Below are 15,353 nucleotides of genomic sequence, written 5' to 3' on the forward strand. Positions count from 1 at the left end.
AGGGATCGTGGCCCTCGTCGTGACCCCGGAGGCGCCAGTGGTGCCGCTACCCGAGGCGCCCGGCGGCGCACCGCGTCGCCGACGGCCTCGTGGACTGCGTGGACTGACGCCGTACGTGCTGATGGTCCCGGCCCTCGCCGCGCTCGCCCTGGCGCTGGGCTATCCCCTCGTCCGGCAGGTCGCCCTGTCGTTCCAGGACTTCGGCCTCGAGCAGCAGTTCGGCGCCCCGGCCGAGCAGGTCGGGCTCGACAACTACCGGGCGCTGCTCGCCGACTCCTACTTGTGGACGCTCGTCTTCCGCACGGTCGCGTTCTGTCTCGTCAACGCCGGTCTGACCCTGGTCATCGGTCTGGCGATCGCGCTGCTCCTCCGTTCCATGTCCCGGTCGGTGCGGCTCATGGTGCAGTCGGCGCTCCTGCTGGCCTGGGCGATGCCGGTGATCTCGGCCGTCACGGTCTGGGAGTGGCTCTTCGACAGCCAGTACGGCGTCGTGAACTGGCTGCTCACCCGGCTCGGTGGCGACTACCAGGGCCACTCCTGGCTCATCGACCCGCTGTCGTTCTTCCTGGTCGCCACCCTCGTGGTGGTCTGGATGAGCGTGCCGTTCGTCGCGTTCACGCTGCACGCAGCCCTGCTCGGCGTCGCGGACGACGTCGTCGAGGCCGCCGAGGTCGACGGCGCGGGGGCCTGGCAGCGTCTTCGCCACGTGCTCCTCCCGGGCATCCGCCCGGTCCTGCTCGTCGTCGCGCTCCTGCAGATCGTGTGGGACCTGCGCGTGTTCACCCAGATCTACAAGCTGCAAGGAGCCGGCGGCGTGACCCGCGAGACCAACCTGCTCGGTACCTACATCTATCGCTCGGGCATCAGCGAGGGGGAGTTCGGGACGGCGGCCACGGCCGCGATCTTCATGCTCGCCCTGACCGTCGTGCTCACCGCGCCCTACGTCGTGCGCATGCTGCGAGAGGAGCGTGAGTCATGAGCGCCACCACCACCTCGCGGCCCTTGGGCCGCGACGGCTCGGCGACCGGCCGCGCGACCGCGACGAAGCGTCGCTCGAAGCGTGGCGGCAAGCCGGGCTCGACGTCCGGCGGCGCGGCCTCGCGCGGGTCCCGTTCGTCGCGGGTCGCGAGCAACGTGGTCGGCCTCGGACTCGTCGTGCTGTTCGTCTTCCCGGTCTACTGGATGATCTCCACCTCGTTCCGCCCGCGCCGGGACATCAACGGTCCGGAGCCGGTCTGGCACCCGTTCGGGGGCACCCTCGACAACTACCGCCGCATCTTCGAGGACGGGCGCTTCCTCGACTCCATGCGGATCAGCCTCACGGTCACCGTCGCGACCGTCGCGATCGCCATCGTGTTCGCCTTCCTCGCCGCGGTCGCGCTGTCCCGCTTCCGGTTCCGGGGGCGCACGAGCTTCGTCGTCGCGCTCCTGGTCGTGCAGATGGTCCCGGCGGAGGGCTTGTTCATCAGCCAGTACAAGATGCTCGACGGCGCCGGGTTCACCAACACCGTCGGCGGCCTCACCCTCCTCTACGTGGCCGCGGTCCTGCCGTTCACCATCTGGGTCCTCCGCGGCTTCGTGAACGGCCTCCCGGCCGAGCTCGAGGAGGCCGCGATGATCGACGGTTGCAGCCGCTTGGGCGCTTTCTTCCGCATCACCTTCCCGCTGCTCGCCCCGGGACTGGTGGCGACCGGCGTCTTCGCCTTCATCCAGTCGTGGAACGAGTTCACCCTCGCGCTGGTCACCATGACCAGCGACGAGAAGAAGACCCTGCCGGTGTGGCTCACCACGTTCTCCGACGTCAACCGCGGCACCGACTGGGGAGCGATCATGGCCGGCTCCACCCTGATCGCGATCCCGGTGATCATCTTCTTCATGATCGTCCAGGGCCGCATGGTCGCCGGCCTCACATCCGGAGCGGTGAAGGGATGAGCCTGCACCGAGAGGCCCTGGCCGTGCTCATGCCCGGTTTCGCGACGCTCGACGCCGAGGTCGCCGAGCTGGTCGGGGAGGGCCTCGGGGGCCTGTGCCTGTTCGGCGCCAACACCTCTGGCGACGTGCGCGCGGTCCTGGCGGGCTTGCGCGCGGTCGACCCCGGCCTCGTCGTCGCCGTCGACGAGGAAGGTGGTGACGTGACCCGCCTGCATGCCCACGACCCGAGTGGTTCGCCCGTGCTCGGCGCAGCGAGCCTGGGCGCCGTCGACGACGTCGTCCTCACCCGCACCTGCGCCGCCGGCGTCGGCTCCGAGCTGCGAGCGCTCGACATCGACCTGTGTCTCGGGCCCGTGGCCGACATCAACTCCGACGTCGACAACCCCGTCATCGGCACCCGCAGCTTCGGCACCGCGCCCGGGGCGGTCGCCGAGCACGTCGCGGCCTGGGTCACCGGGCTCCGCGAGTCCGGTGCCGCCGCCTGTGCCAAGCACTTCCCCGGTCACGGCGACACCCACGTCGACAGTCACCTCGCGCTGCCGGTCCTCCCGGTCGACGCCGAGACCCTCGCCGGCCGTGAGCTGGTGCCCTTCGCGGCAGCGATCGAGGCCGGCTGCGACGCGGTCATGACGGGTCACCTCGTCGTCCCCAGCATCGACCCCGACCGCCCGGCGACCCTGAGCCCGGCAGTCAATGCGCTCCTGCGCGAGCGGATCGGTCCCGACCGGGTCATCGTCACCGACGCCCTCGACATGGCCGGCGCCTCGGTCGACGGCGGCATCCCCGAGGCAGCCGTGGAGGCACTCGTCGCCGGAGCCGACCTGCTCTGCCTGGGCGCCGACCTCGCGCCTGATCTCGTCCGCGCGACGGCCACCGCTATCGTCGCCGCCGTCGACTCGGGTCGTCTGCCGGCGGAGCGCCTGAGCGAGGCGGCGCGACGCGCGGCATCGTTGCGCCGACACGGCACGAGCGACCTGCAGGTCGACGCCGACGCCCTGGTGGCCGGGGCACGACGCGCGATCAGCATCGAGGGCGACCTGCCCGACCTGACCGATGCCTTCCTGATCCGCGTGACCACTCCCGCCACGATCGCCGTCGGCGACGTGCCGTGGGGCCTGCCCGCCGACCTCGACGTCGAGCCCGGGGCCGACGCCGGAGTCGTGCTCGCCGCTGCTGCCGGTCGACCCCTCGTGGCCCAGGTCCGCGACGCCCACCGTCAACCCGCCGTGCTCGACCTGCTCGACCGGCTCGGCTCGCCCGTGGTCGTCGAGCTCGGCTGGCCCGGACCCTGGAACCGGGGGCCACGCGTCGTCACGCACGGCTGCTCCCGCCCGGTCTACGCCGTCCTCACGGAGCTGCTCCGATGAACCGGGTCGGACTCGACATCGGCGCGACCAAGGTGCTGGGCGTCGTCCTCGACGACTCCGGCCGAGTCATCGCCCAGGTCCGCGAACCGTCGGCCCAGGGGGTGGACGGCGTCGTGGCCACGGCGGCGAAGGTCGTCGACGCGCTCCGCGACGCGACCGGGGCGTCACCGCGCGGCCCCATCGGGGTCGGCGTGCCGGGACTCGTCGACGTGGCGTCCGGCAGCGTCCAGCACGCCGTGAACCTCGGCCTCGACGACCAGGCTCCGTTGCGCGACCTGCTGGCCGATCGTCTCGACCACCCGGTCGTGCTCGAGAACGACGTCAACGCCGCCACCCTCGGCGCCGCCGAGGCCACGGGTGCCCGTGACCTCGCGCTCATCAGTGTCGGCACCGGGCTCGCGGCCGGCCTGGTCCTCGACGGCGTCCTGCGTCGCGGGGTGCACGCTGCCGCCGGCGAGATCGGACACGTGCCCGTCGACCCGGCCGGTCGACGCTGCGAGTGCGGGCAGGTCGGGTGCCTCGAGACCATCGCCTCCGGCTCGGCCGTTGCCCGAGCCTGGCCCAGCGCGGTGCGCCCTCCGGCTGTGGCACTCTTCGCCGCCGCAGAGGCCGGGGACACCGACGCCCTCGCCGTGCGCGACGCGCTGGCCGGCGGCATCGCCGCCGCCGTCCGGATGCTGTGCCTGGCCGTCGACGTCGACCACGTCGTCCTCGGCGGTGGCGTGGCCCAGCTCGGCGAACCCCTGGCCGAGGTGGTGCGCCGAGCCCTGCGCGACCAGGCTCGGGACTCGGCGTTCCTCTCGGTACTCGGTCTGGCCGAGCGCATCTCGGTCGTTCCCAGCGACATCCCGGTCGCCGCCGTCGGCGCCGCCCTGCTCGGAAGGGTCGACCGATGACGCTGGTCGACCTCCAGGTCAACGGTGCCGGTGGCATCGACCTGACCAGCGAGCCCGAGCGGCTGTGGGAGGTCGGGGCGCTGCTGCCGGCCTTCGGCGTCGAGGCCTGGCTCCCGACGGTCATCACCGCTGATCCGACCGTCCCCGCGCGGGCGCTGGCCGCCCTCGCGGCCGGACCACCGCCCGGGTACGTCGGCGCCGAGCCATGGGGGCTCCACCTGGAGGGGCCCTTCATCGCAACTCGTCGTCGTGGTGCCCATCCGTCGCGCTGGCTGGCCGACCCACGGGTGGTCGAGGGATGGACGAGGTCGGCGGGCGTCGCCATGGTGACCCTGGCGCCGGAGCTGCCAGGGGCCATCGAGCTCATCGAGCACCTCACGGGGGCGGGGGTCGTCGTGGCCATCGGGCACACCGATGCGGACGCCGTCGACGTGCGGCGCGCGGCCGCGGCGGGCGCCACCGCGGCGACGCACCTGTTCAACGCGATGTCGTTCGGCACCCCTCGCCACCCCGGGGCTGCGCTGGCCGCGCTCGACCTGGGGCTCGTTTGCGGCGTCATCGTCGACGGCCACCACCTGGCTCCCGAGCTGGTGCGACTGGCCTGGCGGGTGCTCGGGCCGGAGCGCTTCGTGTCGGTGACCGACGCGACGGCGGCCCTCGGGCTTCCCGACGGCCGCACCCGTCTCGGTGACCAGGAGGTCGTGCACACCGACGGCGCGGTGCGGCTCGACGACGGGACCCTCGCCGGCGCCGCCTCGTCGCTGCCGCGCAACCTCGCCCTGCTCGAGCAGCTCACCGGATGCACGCCGCACGAGGCCACGGCGACGGCGACCTCGACCCCACGGCGACTGATGGAACGCGTGATGGAGGTGAGCGTCTGATGGAGGTCGTTCCCCTGAAGGACCCGGCCGCCGTCGCGTCCGTCGCCGCCGACGTGATCGAGGCGCAGGTTCGTGCGAAGCCGGCCACGGTGCTGGGGCTCGCGACCGGCTCGAGCCCTGTGCCCACCTACGACGAGCTGGTGGGTCGGCGCGCCGTCTCGTACGGCCGGGTCACGGTGTTCCTCCTCGACGAGTACGTCGGCATCCCGGCCGATCATCCGCAGTCGTACCGCGCGACGATCCGCCGGGAGGTCACCGACGCGCTCGGCATCGACCCGGGTCGGGTGCACGGCCCCGACCCGTCGTTGCTGCCCGCTGCCGGCGGTTCGTACGAGGACCGGCTCCGCGCGGCCGGAGGGGTGGACCTGCAGCTGCTCGGCATCGGATCGGATGGTCACGTCGCCTTCAACGAGCCCGGCTCGTCGTTGGCGTCGCGAACCCGGATCAAGACCTTGACCGAGGAGACCCGCCGCGACAACGCCCGGTTCTTCGCCTCGATCGACGAGGTGCCGCGCCACGCACTGACCCAGGGCCTGGCCACGCTGCTCGATGCCGGCCACCTCCTGCTCGTCGCCACCGGTGAGGGCAAGGCGGCGGCGATCGCGGCAGCGGTCGAGGGACCCTTGAGCGCCGGCTGTCCGGCCTCCGTGCTCCAGCTGCACCCGCACGCGACGGTGCTCGTCGACCGAGCAGCCGGTTCGCAGCTGGCCCGGTGGGAGCACTACGCGGAGGTCTACGCCGGGAAGCCCGACTGGCAGGGCCTGTGACTACGCCGCGGGTGCGGGCCGGCGTCGACGATCGCGCAGTCGCCTCGGCGCGTCCAGCAGGTCGCTCACCCGCCTGCTCCTGATGGAGCCCTCGAGCAGCTGGACGAAGGCCCGGCCGAGGCTTTCGGCGTCCGGCGTGCGTTGTGCCTCGGTATCGGTGGCGGCACGGCCCGGCTCGACGAGGCTCTCGAGGGCCGCGCGGAGCTGGTGGCCCTTCTCGACCGGCAGGATGAAGCGGCCGTGGGTGCGTCCGTCGTCGTCGTACATCGACAACCGGGTCGTGCCCGTGGCTCGATGCTGCCGTGCATGGTGCTCGGCCGCGCGCCGCGCCGCGGCACCCGCCGGGTCGGCGTCGTCGAGCGCCTGCCGGGCCAGGTCGCGGAGCGCCCCGACGTTGCACAGCGACGCCTGCTCGACCAGGTGGCGCTCCACGACCGCTGGGTCGATCGAGGCCCGCTCGAACGTGCGCAGTGACGCGCGGATCGCGACAGCCTGGTCGAGGTTGACGGCGCCGACGCACATCGCGTGGCGCAGGTCGGGGCGCGCTCGCAACGAGTCGGCGAGCCTCGTGGTGCGCCGAGCCACTGCCGGCTCGATGCGGGTGTGCCGGGCCAGCCACACCGCGGTGGACCGGGTGCCCGATGCGCGGGGGAGTCCGAGATCTCGCGCTCGGCCGACCGCGCGGGCCTTCAGCTCGGCGACCTGGTTCTCGAGCGCGGCGACGGAGGCGACGAGCGACTCGGTGGCCGCGGCATCGAGCGAGTCGAGGTCGACGTCGGCGAGGGTGGCTGCCCGGACCCGGGTGGCGTGCACGAAGGTCACGACGGCGTTGCGCTCGGGCGACCGAGCTGAGAGGGATCTGGCGTGGGATGTCGTCGAAGTAGTCATGCCGCCATGGCAGCACCGGCCCCGGACATCTCGCGTGCTCCTCGGAGGAGCCTGTGGACAACGTCGTCGAAACGCGTCCTGTGGACGGTTCGTGGACGTTTCCACAGGTCTCCCCGGCGGGCGGCGACCTGGCGCGACGACGGGTCAGCTGACCTCGAACTCGCCCAAGCGGTGCCACTCCTCCGGCTGGTCCTGCCAGTTGCGGATCTCAGGCGTCTCCTGCACGTACTGCGGCAGCTCGGCCTGTGCCTTCTTGAAGTGGTCGGAATTGACGTGCGTTCCGGCCGCGTCGTCGTCGAACGCCTCGATGAGCACGTACTGGTTCGGGTCGTCGAGGCTGCGCGACCACTCGAAGAACTTGTTGCCGGGCTCGGCTCGCGAGGCCTCGGTGAACTCGCGCGACAGCTCGGGCCAGGCGTCAGCGTGCTCGGGCTTGATCTTCCACTTCACGACGATGAGGATCATGGCCGCGACTCTGCCAGCGACGACGTGACGGCCACCACCCCGTCCTCTCGCCGGTTGATAACCCGGGGGTTACATTCGGCCTCATGTCCGGCTCCGTGGCCCGCACCTTCGACATCCTCGAGGCCGTCTCGGCGCGCGGAGGGGCCACGGCGAAGGAGATCGCCGACGCCACCGGTCTCCCGCTGGCGACGGTGTACCGGCTCGTGCGCGAGCTCCTCGACGGCGACTACCTCGTCCACATCCGCGAGGACAAGCGGTTCGAGCTCGGCTACAAGCTGCACTCGCTCGGCGTCAGCCTGCACGAGCAGATCGGGGTCAGCCGCCAGGTCCGGGCCGAGGTCGTCGCGCTGCACCAGCAGCTCGGCACGGCGGCCTACCTGGCCGTGCACCGCGGGTCGCAGATCGTCGTGGTCTTCACCGCGGACAGCCCGGAGTGCCCGCGGCTCGAACCCCTCGACTTCGGGTTCCACGAGGCGGCCCACGCCACCGCGTTCGGCAAGATCCTGCTGGCGTGGATGGACGACGTCGAGCGCTGCCGGATGCTCGACCCCGAGCCGATGCCGCGCTTCGGGCCCGGCACGATCACGACCCACGCCGACCTGTTCGAGCAGCTGGGCACCGTGGCCGAGCGCGGCGTCGCCTGGGAGTTCGGCGAGTTCCAGGACGGCGCCACCTGCGCCGCTGCCGCGGTGCGCGGAACGGCCGGACAGCTCGTCGGCTCGGTCGCGATCAGCGCACCGGAGGCGCGACTGTCGCACGGACGGAGCGAGGTCGAACGGGCGCTACGTGACACGGCGGCCCGCATCGGGCGGCACTTCCAGAACGCGGTTCTCGCCCGCCGATAACGACCCTGCGCCTGGTCGGCCGACCGGTGGCAACGTGACCGCCGTCACTACCGACCACCGGAGGCTCCGTTGACCGATCCGTCCCGCCCCGACCTCAAACCGGCCCTCGTCCAGCTGCTGCGTGCTGCCTACCCGCACCCCTCGTTCCCGGACGGGCCGTACGAGCGGACCGCCGACACGATCCTGGCCCAGCTCGACGAGGACCTCTGGCACCGGCTCGCCCTCGAGAGCGGGCTGGCGACCCTCGACCTGACCGGCGACCCCGAGACCGACGAGAAGCAGCTGCGCGAGCTTGCCGACGCCGAGTTCTTCGTCTTCGTCCGTGGCGTCGCCGTGACCACCCTCTACGACGACCACGAGGTCTGGGACCTGCTCGGCTACGAGGGCTCGTCGTTCGAGAAGGGCGGCTACCTCGAGCGCGGCTTCGACGACCTCGACTGGCTCCCGGATCCCCGGATCGAGGAGTACGACGGCCCCGAGCCCTTCCAGCCCGTCGCCGACGCCGACCAGCCCGCCTCGGCCTGAGAGGAGCACGAGATGACCACGCAGCAGCACGGCAACCCGATCGCCCAGGACGAGGCGGTCGTCGTCATCGTCGGTTCCGGGGCCGGTGGCGGGACGACGGCCTACGAGCTCGCCCAGAAGGGCATCAAGTCCGTCGTCCTCGAGGCCGGGCCCTGGCTCAAGCCCGACGACTACGAGAACGACGAGTGGGCGGCCTTCAACCAGATGGCCTGGCTCGACAAGCGCACGACGTCCGGCGGCTACCGGATCACCAAGGACTTCCCCAACCTGCCGGCCTGGATCGTCAAGGCGGTCGGCGGCTCGACCACCCACTGGAGCGGCGCGACGCCGCGGTTCAACGAGCACGAGTTCAAGACCCGGACCTACTACGGGGAGGTCGAGGGCGCCAACCTGCTCGACTGGCCGATCGAGCTCGCCGACCTCGCGCCGTACTACGACCGCGCCGAGAAGGCGATCGGCTCGACCCACCGCCACGGTCGGCCGGCGCTGCCGGCCAACAACAACTACAAGGTCTTCGCCAACGGCGCCGAGAAGGTCGGCTACCGCTACTACGCCACCGGTCCCTACGGCACCAACGCCGAGCCGTACGACGGTCGACCGGCCTCGGTCCAGGACGGGTTCAACTTCCAGGGCGACAAGTCGACGGCGAAGTGGAGCACCGCCGTCCGGGAGGTGCCGCGTGCCGTCGAGTCGGGCAACTGCGACCTGCGGACCGAGTGCCAGGCCGTGCAGGTCACCCACGACGCCGCCGGCCGTGCGAACGGCGTGCTCTACCTCGACAGCGACGGCAACCTGCACCGGCAGGCCGCCTCGGTCGTCGTCGTGGCCGGCAACTCGATCGAGACGCCGCGCCTGCTGCTGATGAGCGCCACCTCGCTGCACCCCGACGGTCTCGCGAACTCCTCGGGTCAGCTGGGTCGCAACTACATGCGTCACCTGACCGGCTCGGTCTACGGCCGGTTCGACCGAGAGGTGCGCATGTACCGCGGGGAGACGATGGCCGGCATCATCGCCGACGAGTCACGCCTCGACACCAGCCGCGGGTTCGTCGGCGGCTACTACATGGAGACGCTGTCGCTCGGACCGGCCTTCCTGGCCGCCTTCGTCGACCCGGGGCTGTGGGGTCGGGAGTTCACCGAGGTGATGGAGGCCTACGCCAACACGGCGGGCATGTGGATCGTCGGCGAGGACATGCCGCAGGAGACCAACCGGATCACGCTCAACACCGCGGTGCTCGACCAGTGGGGCCTGCCCGTGCCCGACGTGCACTTCGACGACCACGCCAACGACGTCGCGATGCGCACGCACGGCTACGAGCGCGCCGACATGCTCTACGAGGCGGTCGGCGCGTCCGGCACCCACCACACGCCGCCCTACCCGGCGACCCACAACCTCGGCACGTGCCGGATGAGTGCCCGCCCCGAGGACGGCGTCCTCGGCGCGTTCGGCGAGGCGCACGACGTGCCTGGTCTGTTCGTCAGCGACGGCTCGGTCATGACCACCGGTGCGGCCGCCAACCCGACCCTGACGATCGTCGCCCTGGCGATCCGCCAGGCCGAGCACATCGCCGAGCGGCTCGCGAAGGGCGATCTCTGAGCGACCCGGCCGCAGCAGGACGCCGTCCGGGGACTTCGCCGGCCCCCGGACGGCGTCCGACTCAGCGAGCCAGTAGGCGCTGGTCGACGTCGAGGCGACGCGGCAGGTCGATCTCCAGGTACTCGTTGACGTCCTTCACGTCGGCGCCGCGGCCGCCGGTGCCCGGGTAGTTGTTGTCGTTGAGCACCGCGATCGTGTCGGCGTCGACGAGCTCGACGTCCTCGATCGTCACGTAGGGGAAGGTGAACGGGTCCGTGGCGGCCACCGGGCCGCCGAGCTGCTTCGGGTTGGCGAGGTCCATCAGGTCGACCAGGAGCTTCTTGTCGAGGCGGCCGTCGCGGTTGCGGTCGCGGTCGTCGACGAGGTAGATCCGCTTGAACGCTGCCGTGGCGCCGCTGCCGTTGTCGCGCTCGATGGTGAGGAACTGGTGGTCGTTGACCGCGATGTGGTCGCCGATCGCGTGCGTCGGCGACTCGAGCCGGTAGACGTCGTGGTCGCCGGTGAACCGCGTCGGCGTGCCACCGCGGCCGAGCCGGACGTCGTAGACGCGGAGATCGGTCGGGGGATCACCCGCGACCGGGCCCTCGAGCATCGCACGGAGCGAGCGGCCGTCGGGCGAGATCGCCAGGCCCTCGTAGCCCTTGCTGTTCGCCAGGTTCGCGGTCTCGCCCGGCAGGAGCGTGGGGTTGGACGGCGACTTCACGCCGGGAGTGGGGATCGGCGCCTCGAGCAGGCGCCCGCGTGCGTCGGTGTGCAGGAGGTAGGGCCCGAATTCCTCCCCGAACCAGAACGTCCCGTCCGGCGCCACCTGCATGGACTCGACGTCGAAGTCCCACCCGGTGAGCAGCCGGTCGCGCGGCGGACAGGTGTAGCCGGCCGGCAGCCCGGTCGTCGCGGCGGCCGCCTGGCAGCCTCCGTCGCGCCAGGTGGTGGCCGCGACCCGGTAGTAGGGGTCGGACAGGTCGAACCCGCCCTCGACCGCGATGGTGCCGCGCCGGGTGCTGGGGGCGATGCGGTGCACGCGGAGCACGAAGTCCTGGCTGTTGGCCTTGGTGCCGAAGCCGTTGTCGCTCATCGCGAGGTAGACGCCGTCGCGCAGACGGTGGACGGCCGAGAAGCCCTGGACGGGCTGGCCGGGGTACGGCGCGACGGCGTTGCCGGTGAAGAAGCCGGACGCCTCGCTCCCGGGCACGAATGTGTCGGCGGGCAGGACGGCCCAGCCGGACAGCTCGGGCTCGGCGCGGTGACCGGTCCCGTGGCCCGGTCCGGGGCCGGGTCCGGGACCTCGGGTGTCGTCGCGGCCGGCGACGGCGGGCCCGGTGAGGGCGGTGGCGAGGGATGCGGCGGCCGCGAGAGCCACGCCGCTGAGGACGAGTCGACGCATGGGGCCATGCCACCACCCGCGACCGGGGAGCGGAGCGACGTCCGGGCGACCAACGGCCGAACAGTCGGCGCCGAGCCGTCGGTGGGAGGATCGGGGTCGTGACAGTGGTGATGGGGATCGAGACGTCGTGCGACGAGACGGGCGTCGGGTTCGTGAGGGACGGCGTCCTGCTGGGGGACGCGCTGGCCTCGAGCATCGACGAGCACGTCCGGTTCGGCGGCGTCGTCCCCGAGATCGCGGCGCGGGCCCACGTGCAGGCGATGGTGCCGACGATGCGGGCCGCGCTGGACGACGCCGGTCTCGTGTGGCACGACGTCGGTGCGGTCGCGGTGACGGCCGGTCCGGGGCTGGCGACCGCGCTGCACGTCGGCGTCGCCGCCGGCAAGGCGACGGCGCTGGCGCTCGGCGTCCCGCTGTACGGCGTGCACCACCTCGCCGGCCACGCAGCCGCCGACACGCTCGTGCACGGGCCGCTGCCGGACCGCAGCATCGTGCTCATCGTCAGTGGTGGCCACACCAGCCTGCTGCTCGTCGACGACCTCGTGCGCACGCCGATCGTGCACCTGTCCGACACCCTCGACGACGCCGCGGGCGAGGCCTTCGACAAGGTCGCCCGGCTGCTGGGGCTGCCGTACCCGGGTGGGCCGTCCATCGACCGGACGGCGCGCGAGGGCGACCCGACCGCGATCCGCTTCACCCGACCGCTCATGGGCCAGCGCGATCCCGCCCTGGGGTTCTCGTTCTCGGGCCTGAAGAGCGCCGTGGCGAGGTACGTCGCGGGCCCGCAGGACCCCGGCATCACGACCGCCGACGTGGCCGCCTCGTTCCAGGAGTGCGTCGCGGACACCGTCGTCACCAAGGCGATCCGGGCCTGCCGGCAGGAGGGCGTCGACACGCTGGTCATCGTCGGCGGCGTCGCCGCGAACTCACGGGTGCGCTCGCTCGCCGAGGAGCGGTGCGCCGAGGCCGGCATCGAGCTGCGGGTCCCGCCGATGCGCCTGTGCACCGACAACGGGGCGATGATCGCCGCGATCGGCGACCTCCTGGTCCGCGACGGCGCCCACCCGTCGGTGCCCGACCTCGGTGCGCGGTCGTCGGTGCCGCTGGAGCTCGCCCAGCTCGCCGCCGGGTGAGCGGCGCCGCTCGAGGCTGACGCCGGACCGACGCGACCGCGGAGGGAAGCCTCACCTTTCTGGAATCAGTCCAGAAAAGGTGTCATGGTCGTCCCATGACCGAGACGATGGACCGCCACCAGACCGTGCACAGCTCCCACCCGCCGTTCCGTGCCTCCGAGCAGCTCGCCGCGCACCTGCAGGCCCTGCTCGTCGACCTCACGGACCTGCACCTCCAGGGCAAGCAGGCCCACTGGAACGTCGTGGGCAAGAACTTCCGCGACCTGCACCTGCAGCTCGACGAGATCATCGACGACGCCCGCACCTTCGCCGACACGGTCGCCGAGCGCATGCGCGCCCTGTACGTCACGCCCGACGCCCGCGCCGCGACCGTGGCCCACCAATCGAGCCTGCCGGCCTTCCCGGCCACCGAGGTCGACACGGCCGCGACCGTCGACCTCACGGTGAGCGCTCTCTACGCCGTCTCCGCGACCGCGCGCCGCATCCACGACGACGTCGACGCCGAGGACCCCACGAGCGCCGACATCCTGCACGGCATCATCGAGCGCATCGAGCAGCTGGCCTGGATGGTCGACGCGGAGAACCGCACCGCCGACCGGAGCGTGCCCGCCAACGTGAACGTCTCGAGCCGCTAGGGCTCCGGCGACGCGGCCGGCCGGCCCGGCCGGCCCGGCCGGCCCGGCCGGCCCTGAAAGACCCCAGGGACGACTCGGGGCACGTCCCGAGGCCGGGGCCGCGTCGCGTCTGATCCAATACACCCATGCAGATGATGGGTGCCCTCAAGCAGCGCGTGGGCAAGTGGCTCCTCGAGCGCACCATGAAGGACGGGATCGACCTCCGCAAGCTCCGGTTCCTGCCGGACCCGATCACCATGCCGCTCAAGCGTGACGGGCTCGACCCGCTGCCGGCCATGGCCGAGGTCCGCAGCGAGGCGCCGGTCACCAAGCTCGCCACCCTGTTCGGCAAGGGCGTGTGGCTGGTCAGCGGCTACGACGAGGCTCGGACGGCGCTGGCCGACCCGACGTCGTACAGCAACGACATCGGGCAGTTCGTCAGCCAGGAGGGGCGCTCCGACGAGGAGCAGATCGGCGGCCTCGGCATGACCGACCCGCCGCTGCACACGGCGCTGCGGCGCTACCTGACCCCCGAGTTCACGATGCGGCGCCTGGCCCGGCTCGAGCCGGAGATCGAGCGCGTCGTGACCGAGCGCCTCGACGCCATGGAGGCCGCCGGCCCGCAGGTCGACCTGGTGAAGGAGTTCGCCTTCCCCGTGCCGTTCCAGGTGATCTGCGAGCTGCTCGGGCTCCCGGTCGAGGACCGCGAGCGGTTCTACGAGCTCGGGGTCGCCCGGTTCGACCTGGCCGAGGGGGGCGCCGGGGTGTTCGGGGCCGCGGCGCACACGCGCGAGTTCCTCATCAAGGCGGTGGCCGCCCAGCGGGCCGAGCCCGGCGACGGTCTCATCGGCGGCCTGCTCAAGGAGCACGGCGACCACCTCGACGACCTCACGCTCGGCGGCATCGCCGACGGCGTCTTCCTCGGCGGCTACGAGACCTCGGCCTCGATGCTCGCCCTCAGCGCCTACCTGCTCGCCGAGAACCCCGACGCGATGACGATGCTGCGCGACGACCCCGCCTCCGTCGACCGCGTCGTCGAGGAGCTGCTGCGGCACCTGACCGTCGTCCAGCTCGCCTTCGTGCGCTTCGCCAAGGTCGACGTCGAGCTCGGCGGCCAGCACATCAAGGCCGGCGACGCCGTCGGCATCTCGTTGCTCGGGGCCAACCGTGACCCGCGGCTCGCCGGCGACCGGCCCGACGACTTCGACCCGCACCGCGACCCGACGCGCCACCTCGCGTTCGGGCACGGCATGCACCGTTGCGTCGGCGCCGAGCTCGCCCGCATGGAGCTGCGCATCGCGCTGCGCGCCCTCGCGAACCGGTTCCCCGACCTCCAGGTCACGGCCCGGCGCTCCGACCTGGAGTTCCGCAAGCTCTCCGCGGTCTACGGGGTCGAGGAGCTGCCGGTCGACCTCTACGGCGCGCGCGACCGGGCTCAGCTCACGTCGTGAGCGCGCGGAGGTGAGCCTCGGCCGCGTCGAGGTCGTCGCAGGCCCATGACCGGCACCAGCGTCGGGCGGCGTCGAGGTCGCCGGCGTCGCCCCACAGCCGGGCGGTGACGGCGAGCGCCGCGACGGCGTCGTCGACGCCGCCCCCGCGCAGCGAGAACGGCACCTCACGGTCGAGCGCCGCGTCGATCCAGCCCGCGAGCCCGTCGGATGACGTCGAGGCGAGGTCGAGGCAGAGCGCCCCGTCGACGGCGGCGACCTCGTCGGCCGCGGCCAGCCAGGAGGGGGTGGGTTCGCCCCACACGCCGACGTGCAGCCGGACGTCGGCGGGCAGGCCGCCCGCGTCGCAGGCCGCCACGACCCGGCGGGCGTTGGCGGCCGGGTCGGCGTCGTCGCGCAGCGACGTCTCGAGAGCGACCAGCCGGAGCTCTCGCCGAGCAGCGAGCGCGAGCGGGCCGGCCACCTGCCCGGCACCGCCGGTGACGACCACGCGGAGCGCCACGTCGGACGGCGCGCCCGGCAGGTCGGTGTCCGGCAGCCGCAGTGTGCCGACGAACGGTGAGGCGCTGGTGCTCGGAGCGTCGAGGAATCCGTCGTAGGGCGTGCTCACCC

General features: G+C 72.4%; 16 protein-coding genes. 12 read left to right on the plus strand and 4 right to left on the minus strand.

Annotated features, from left to right (window positions below; translation table 11 throughout):
* The first annotated feature begins 7 nt into the window (after positions 1–7).
* From ABFT23_RS03170 to ABFT23_RS03195, 6 genes are read left to right on the plus strand one after another with little or no spacing between them, the layout of a single operon-like run.
* Positions 8–979: a carbohydrate ABC transporter permease gene (locus ABFT23_RS03170; protein WP_347892529.1), complete on the plus strand. Its 972-nt coding sequence runs from the start codon at positions 8–10 to the stop codon at positions 977–979.
* Positions 976–1,932 (plus strand): carbohydrate ABC transporter permease, encoded by a 957-nt coding sequence (locus ABFT23_RS03175; RefSeq protein WP_347892530.1) that lies wholly within the window; start codon positions 976–978, stop codon positions 1,930–1,932. Before ABFT23_RS03170 ends, ABFT23_RS03175 begins: the two co-directional genes overlap by 4 nt.
* The gene (locus ABFT23_RS03180) at positions 1,929–3,299 is read left to right on the plus strand and encodes a glycoside hydrolase family 3 N-terminal domain-containing protein (RefSeq protein ID WP_347892531.1); all 1,371 of its coding nucleotides are present in this window, start codon (positions 1,929–1,931) and stop codon (positions 3,297–3,299) included. Before ABFT23_RS03175 ends, ABFT23_RS03180 begins: the two co-directional genes overlap by 4 nt.
* On the plus strand, positions 3,296–4,195 hold the full coding sequence (locus ABFT23_RS03185; protein ID WP_347892533.1) for an ROK family protein: 900 nt from the start codon (positions 3,296–3,298) through the stop codon (positions 4,193–4,195). Before ABFT23_RS03180 ends, ABFT23_RS03185 begins: the two co-directional genes overlap by 4 nt.
* Entirely contained in the window at positions 4,192–5,076 is an 885-nt protein-coding gene (locus tag ABFT23_RS03190; protein WP_347892534.1) for an N-acetylglucosamine 6-phosphate deacetylase, read from the plus strand. Before ABFT23_RS03185 ends, ABFT23_RS03190 begins: the two co-directional genes overlap by 4 nt.
* Positions 5,076–5,843: a glucosamine-6-phosphate deaminase gene (locus ABFT23_RS03195; RefSeq protein ID WP_347892535.1), complete on the plus strand. Its 768-nt coding sequence runs from the start codon at positions 5,076–5,078 to the stop codon at positions 5,841–5,843. The genes ABFT23_RS03190 and ABFT23_RS03195 overlap by 1 nt, the downstream gene beginning before the upstream one ends.
* Here the strand turns inward: ABFT23_RS03195 and ABFT23_RS03200 are convergent, their stop codons facing one another.
* Entirely contained in the window at positions 5,844–6,665 is an 822-nt protein-coding gene (locus tag ABFT23_RS03200) for a DUF222 domain-containing protein (protein ID WP_347892537.1), read from the minus strand.
* 210 nt (positions 6,666–6,875) lie between these two features.
* On the minus strand, positions 6,876–7,196 hold the full coding sequence (locus ABFT23_RS03205) for a putative quinol monooxygenase (RefSeq protein WP_347892538.1): 321 nt from the start codon (positions 7,194–7,196) through the stop codon (positions 6,876–6,878).
* An 83-nt stretch (positions 7,197–7,279) separates the two neighbouring features.
* On the opposite strand from ABFT23_RS03205, the gene ABFT23_RS03210 reads away from it, so the two are divergent.
* The 3 genes from ABFT23_RS03210 (at position 7,280) to ABFT23_RS03220 (ending at position 10,162) form a co-directional block, all read left to right on the plus strand.
* Entirely contained in the window at positions 7,280–8,041 is a 762-nt protein-coding gene (locus ABFT23_RS03210; RefSeq protein WP_347892540.1) for an IclR family transcriptional regulator, read from the plus strand.
* Between the two features lie 69 nt (positions 8,042–8,110).
* Positions 8,111–8,566, plus strand: a complete 456-nt coding sequence (locus ABFT23_RS03215; RefSeq protein ID WP_347892541.1) for a hypothetical protein — start codon at positions 8,111–8,113, stop codon at positions 8,564–8,566.
* A 12-nt stretch (positions 8,567–8,578) separates the two neighbouring features.
* Entirely contained in the window at positions 8,579–10,162 is a 1,584-nt protein-coding gene (locus tag ABFT23_RS03220) for a GMC family oxidoreductase (protein WP_347892542.1), read from the plus strand.
* A gap of 61 nt (positions 10,163–10,223) precedes the next feature.
* Here the strand turns inward: ABFT23_RS03220 and ABFT23_RS03225 are convergent, their stop codons facing one another.
* Positions 10,224–11,546 carry an esterase-like activity of phytase family protein gene (locus tag ABFT23_RS03225; RefSeq protein ID WP_347892543.1) on the minus strand — a complete coding sequence of 441 codons (1,323 nt, stop codon included), beginning with the start codon at positions 11,544–11,546 and terminating at the stop codon, positions 10,224–10,226.
* Between the two features lie 110 nt (positions 11,547–11,656).
* Between ABFT23_RS03225 and tsaD the strand changes: the two genes are divergently transcribed.
* The 3 genes from tsaD to ABFT23_RS03240 all read left to right on the plus strand — a co-directional run bounded on the left by tsaD (position 11,657) and on the right by ABFT23_RS03240 (position 14,744).
* On the plus strand, positions 11,657–12,679 hold the full coding sequence (gene tsaD, locus ABFT23_RS03230) for a tRNA (adenosine(37)-N6)-threonylcarbamoyltransferase complex transferase subunit TsaD (RefSeq protein ID WP_347893049.1): 1,023 nt from the start codon (positions 11,657–11,659) through the stop codon (positions 12,677–12,679).
* A 95-nt stretch (positions 12,680–12,774) separates the two neighbouring features.
* Positions 12,775–13,314, plus strand: a complete 540-nt coding sequence (locus ABFT23_RS03235; RefSeq protein WP_347892544.1) for a Dps family protein — start codon at positions 12,775–12,777, stop codon at positions 13,312–13,314.
* A gap of 125 nt (positions 13,315–13,439) precedes the next feature.
* Positions 13,440–14,744 carry a cytochrome P450 gene (locus ABFT23_RS03240; protein WP_347892545.1) on the plus strand — a complete coding sequence of 435 codons (1,305 nt, stop codon included), beginning with the start codon at positions 13,440–13,442 and terminating at the stop codon, positions 14,742–14,744.
* Here the strand turns inward: ABFT23_RS03240 and ABFT23_RS03245 are convergent.
* The gene (locus ABFT23_RS03245) at positions 14,734–15,351 is read right to left on the minus strand and encodes a hypothetical protein (protein WP_347892546.1); all 618 of its coding nucleotides are present in this window, start codon (positions 15,349–15,351) and stop codon (positions 14,734–14,736) included. The two genes, ABFT23_RS03240 and ABFT23_RS03245, sit on opposite strands and share 11 nt — an antisense overlap.
* Positions 15,352–15,353 lie beyond the last annotated feature (2 nt).

Source organism: Nocardioides secundeburneus (assembly GCF_039939255.1).
In the GTDB taxonomy this organism is placed as follows: domain Bacteria; phylum Actinomycetota; class Actinomycetes; order Propionibacteriales; family Nocardioidaceae; genus Nocardioides.

Excerpts from the sequence above, each read along its gene's own strand:
- ABFT23_RS03225 (WP_347892543.1), bottom strand. The coding sequence starts at position 11,546 with ATGCGTCGACTCGTCCTCAGCGGCGTGGCTCTCGCGGCCGCCGCATCC.
- ABFT23_RS03180 (WP_347892531.1), top strand. The coding sequence starts at position 1,929 with ATGAGCCTGCACCGAGAGGCCCTGGCCGTGCTCATGCCCGGTTTCGCG.
- ABFT23_RS03195 (WP_347892535.1), top strand. The coding sequence starts at position 5,076 with ATGGAGGTCGTTCCCCTGAAGGACCCGGCCGCCGTCGCGTCCGTCGCC.
- ABFT23_RS03210 (WP_347892540.1), top strand. The coding sequence starts at position 7,280 with ATGTCCGGCTCCGTGGCCCGCACCTTCGACATCCTCGAGGCCGTCTCG.
- ABFT23_RS03235 (WP_347892544.1), top strand. The coding sequence starts at position 12,775 with ATGACCGAGACGATGGACCGCCACCAGACCGTGCACAGCTCCCACCCG.
- ABFT23_RS03205 (WP_347892538.1), bottom strand. The coding sequence starts at position 7,196 with ATGATCCTCATCGTCGTGAAGTGGAAGATCAAGCCCGAGCACGCTGAC.
- ABFT23_RS03240 (WP_347892545.1), top strand. The coding sequence starts at position 13,440 with ATGCAGATGATGGGTGCCCTCAAGCAGCGCGTGGGCAAGTGGCTCCTC.
- ABFT23_RS03220 (WP_347892542.1), top strand. The coding sequence starts at position 8,579 with ATGACCACGCAGCAGCACGGCAACCCGATCGCCCAGGACGAGGCGGTC.
- ABFT23_RS03190 (WP_347892534.1), top strand. The coding sequence starts at position 4,192 with ATGACGCTGGTCGACCTCCAGGTCAACGGTGCCGGTGGCATCGACCTG.
- ABFT23_RS03185 (WP_347892533.1), top strand. The coding sequence starts at position 3,296 with ATGAACCGGGTCGGACTCGACATCGGCGCGACCAAGGTGCTGGGCGTC.
- ABFT23_RS03175 (WP_347892530.1), top strand. The coding sequence starts at position 976 with ATGAGCGCCACCACCACCTCGCGGCCCTTGGGCCGCGACGGCTCGGCG.
- tsaD (WP_347893049.1), top strand. The coding sequence starts at position 11,657 with ATGGGGATCGAGACGTCGTGCGACGAGACGGGCGTCGGGTTCGTGAGG.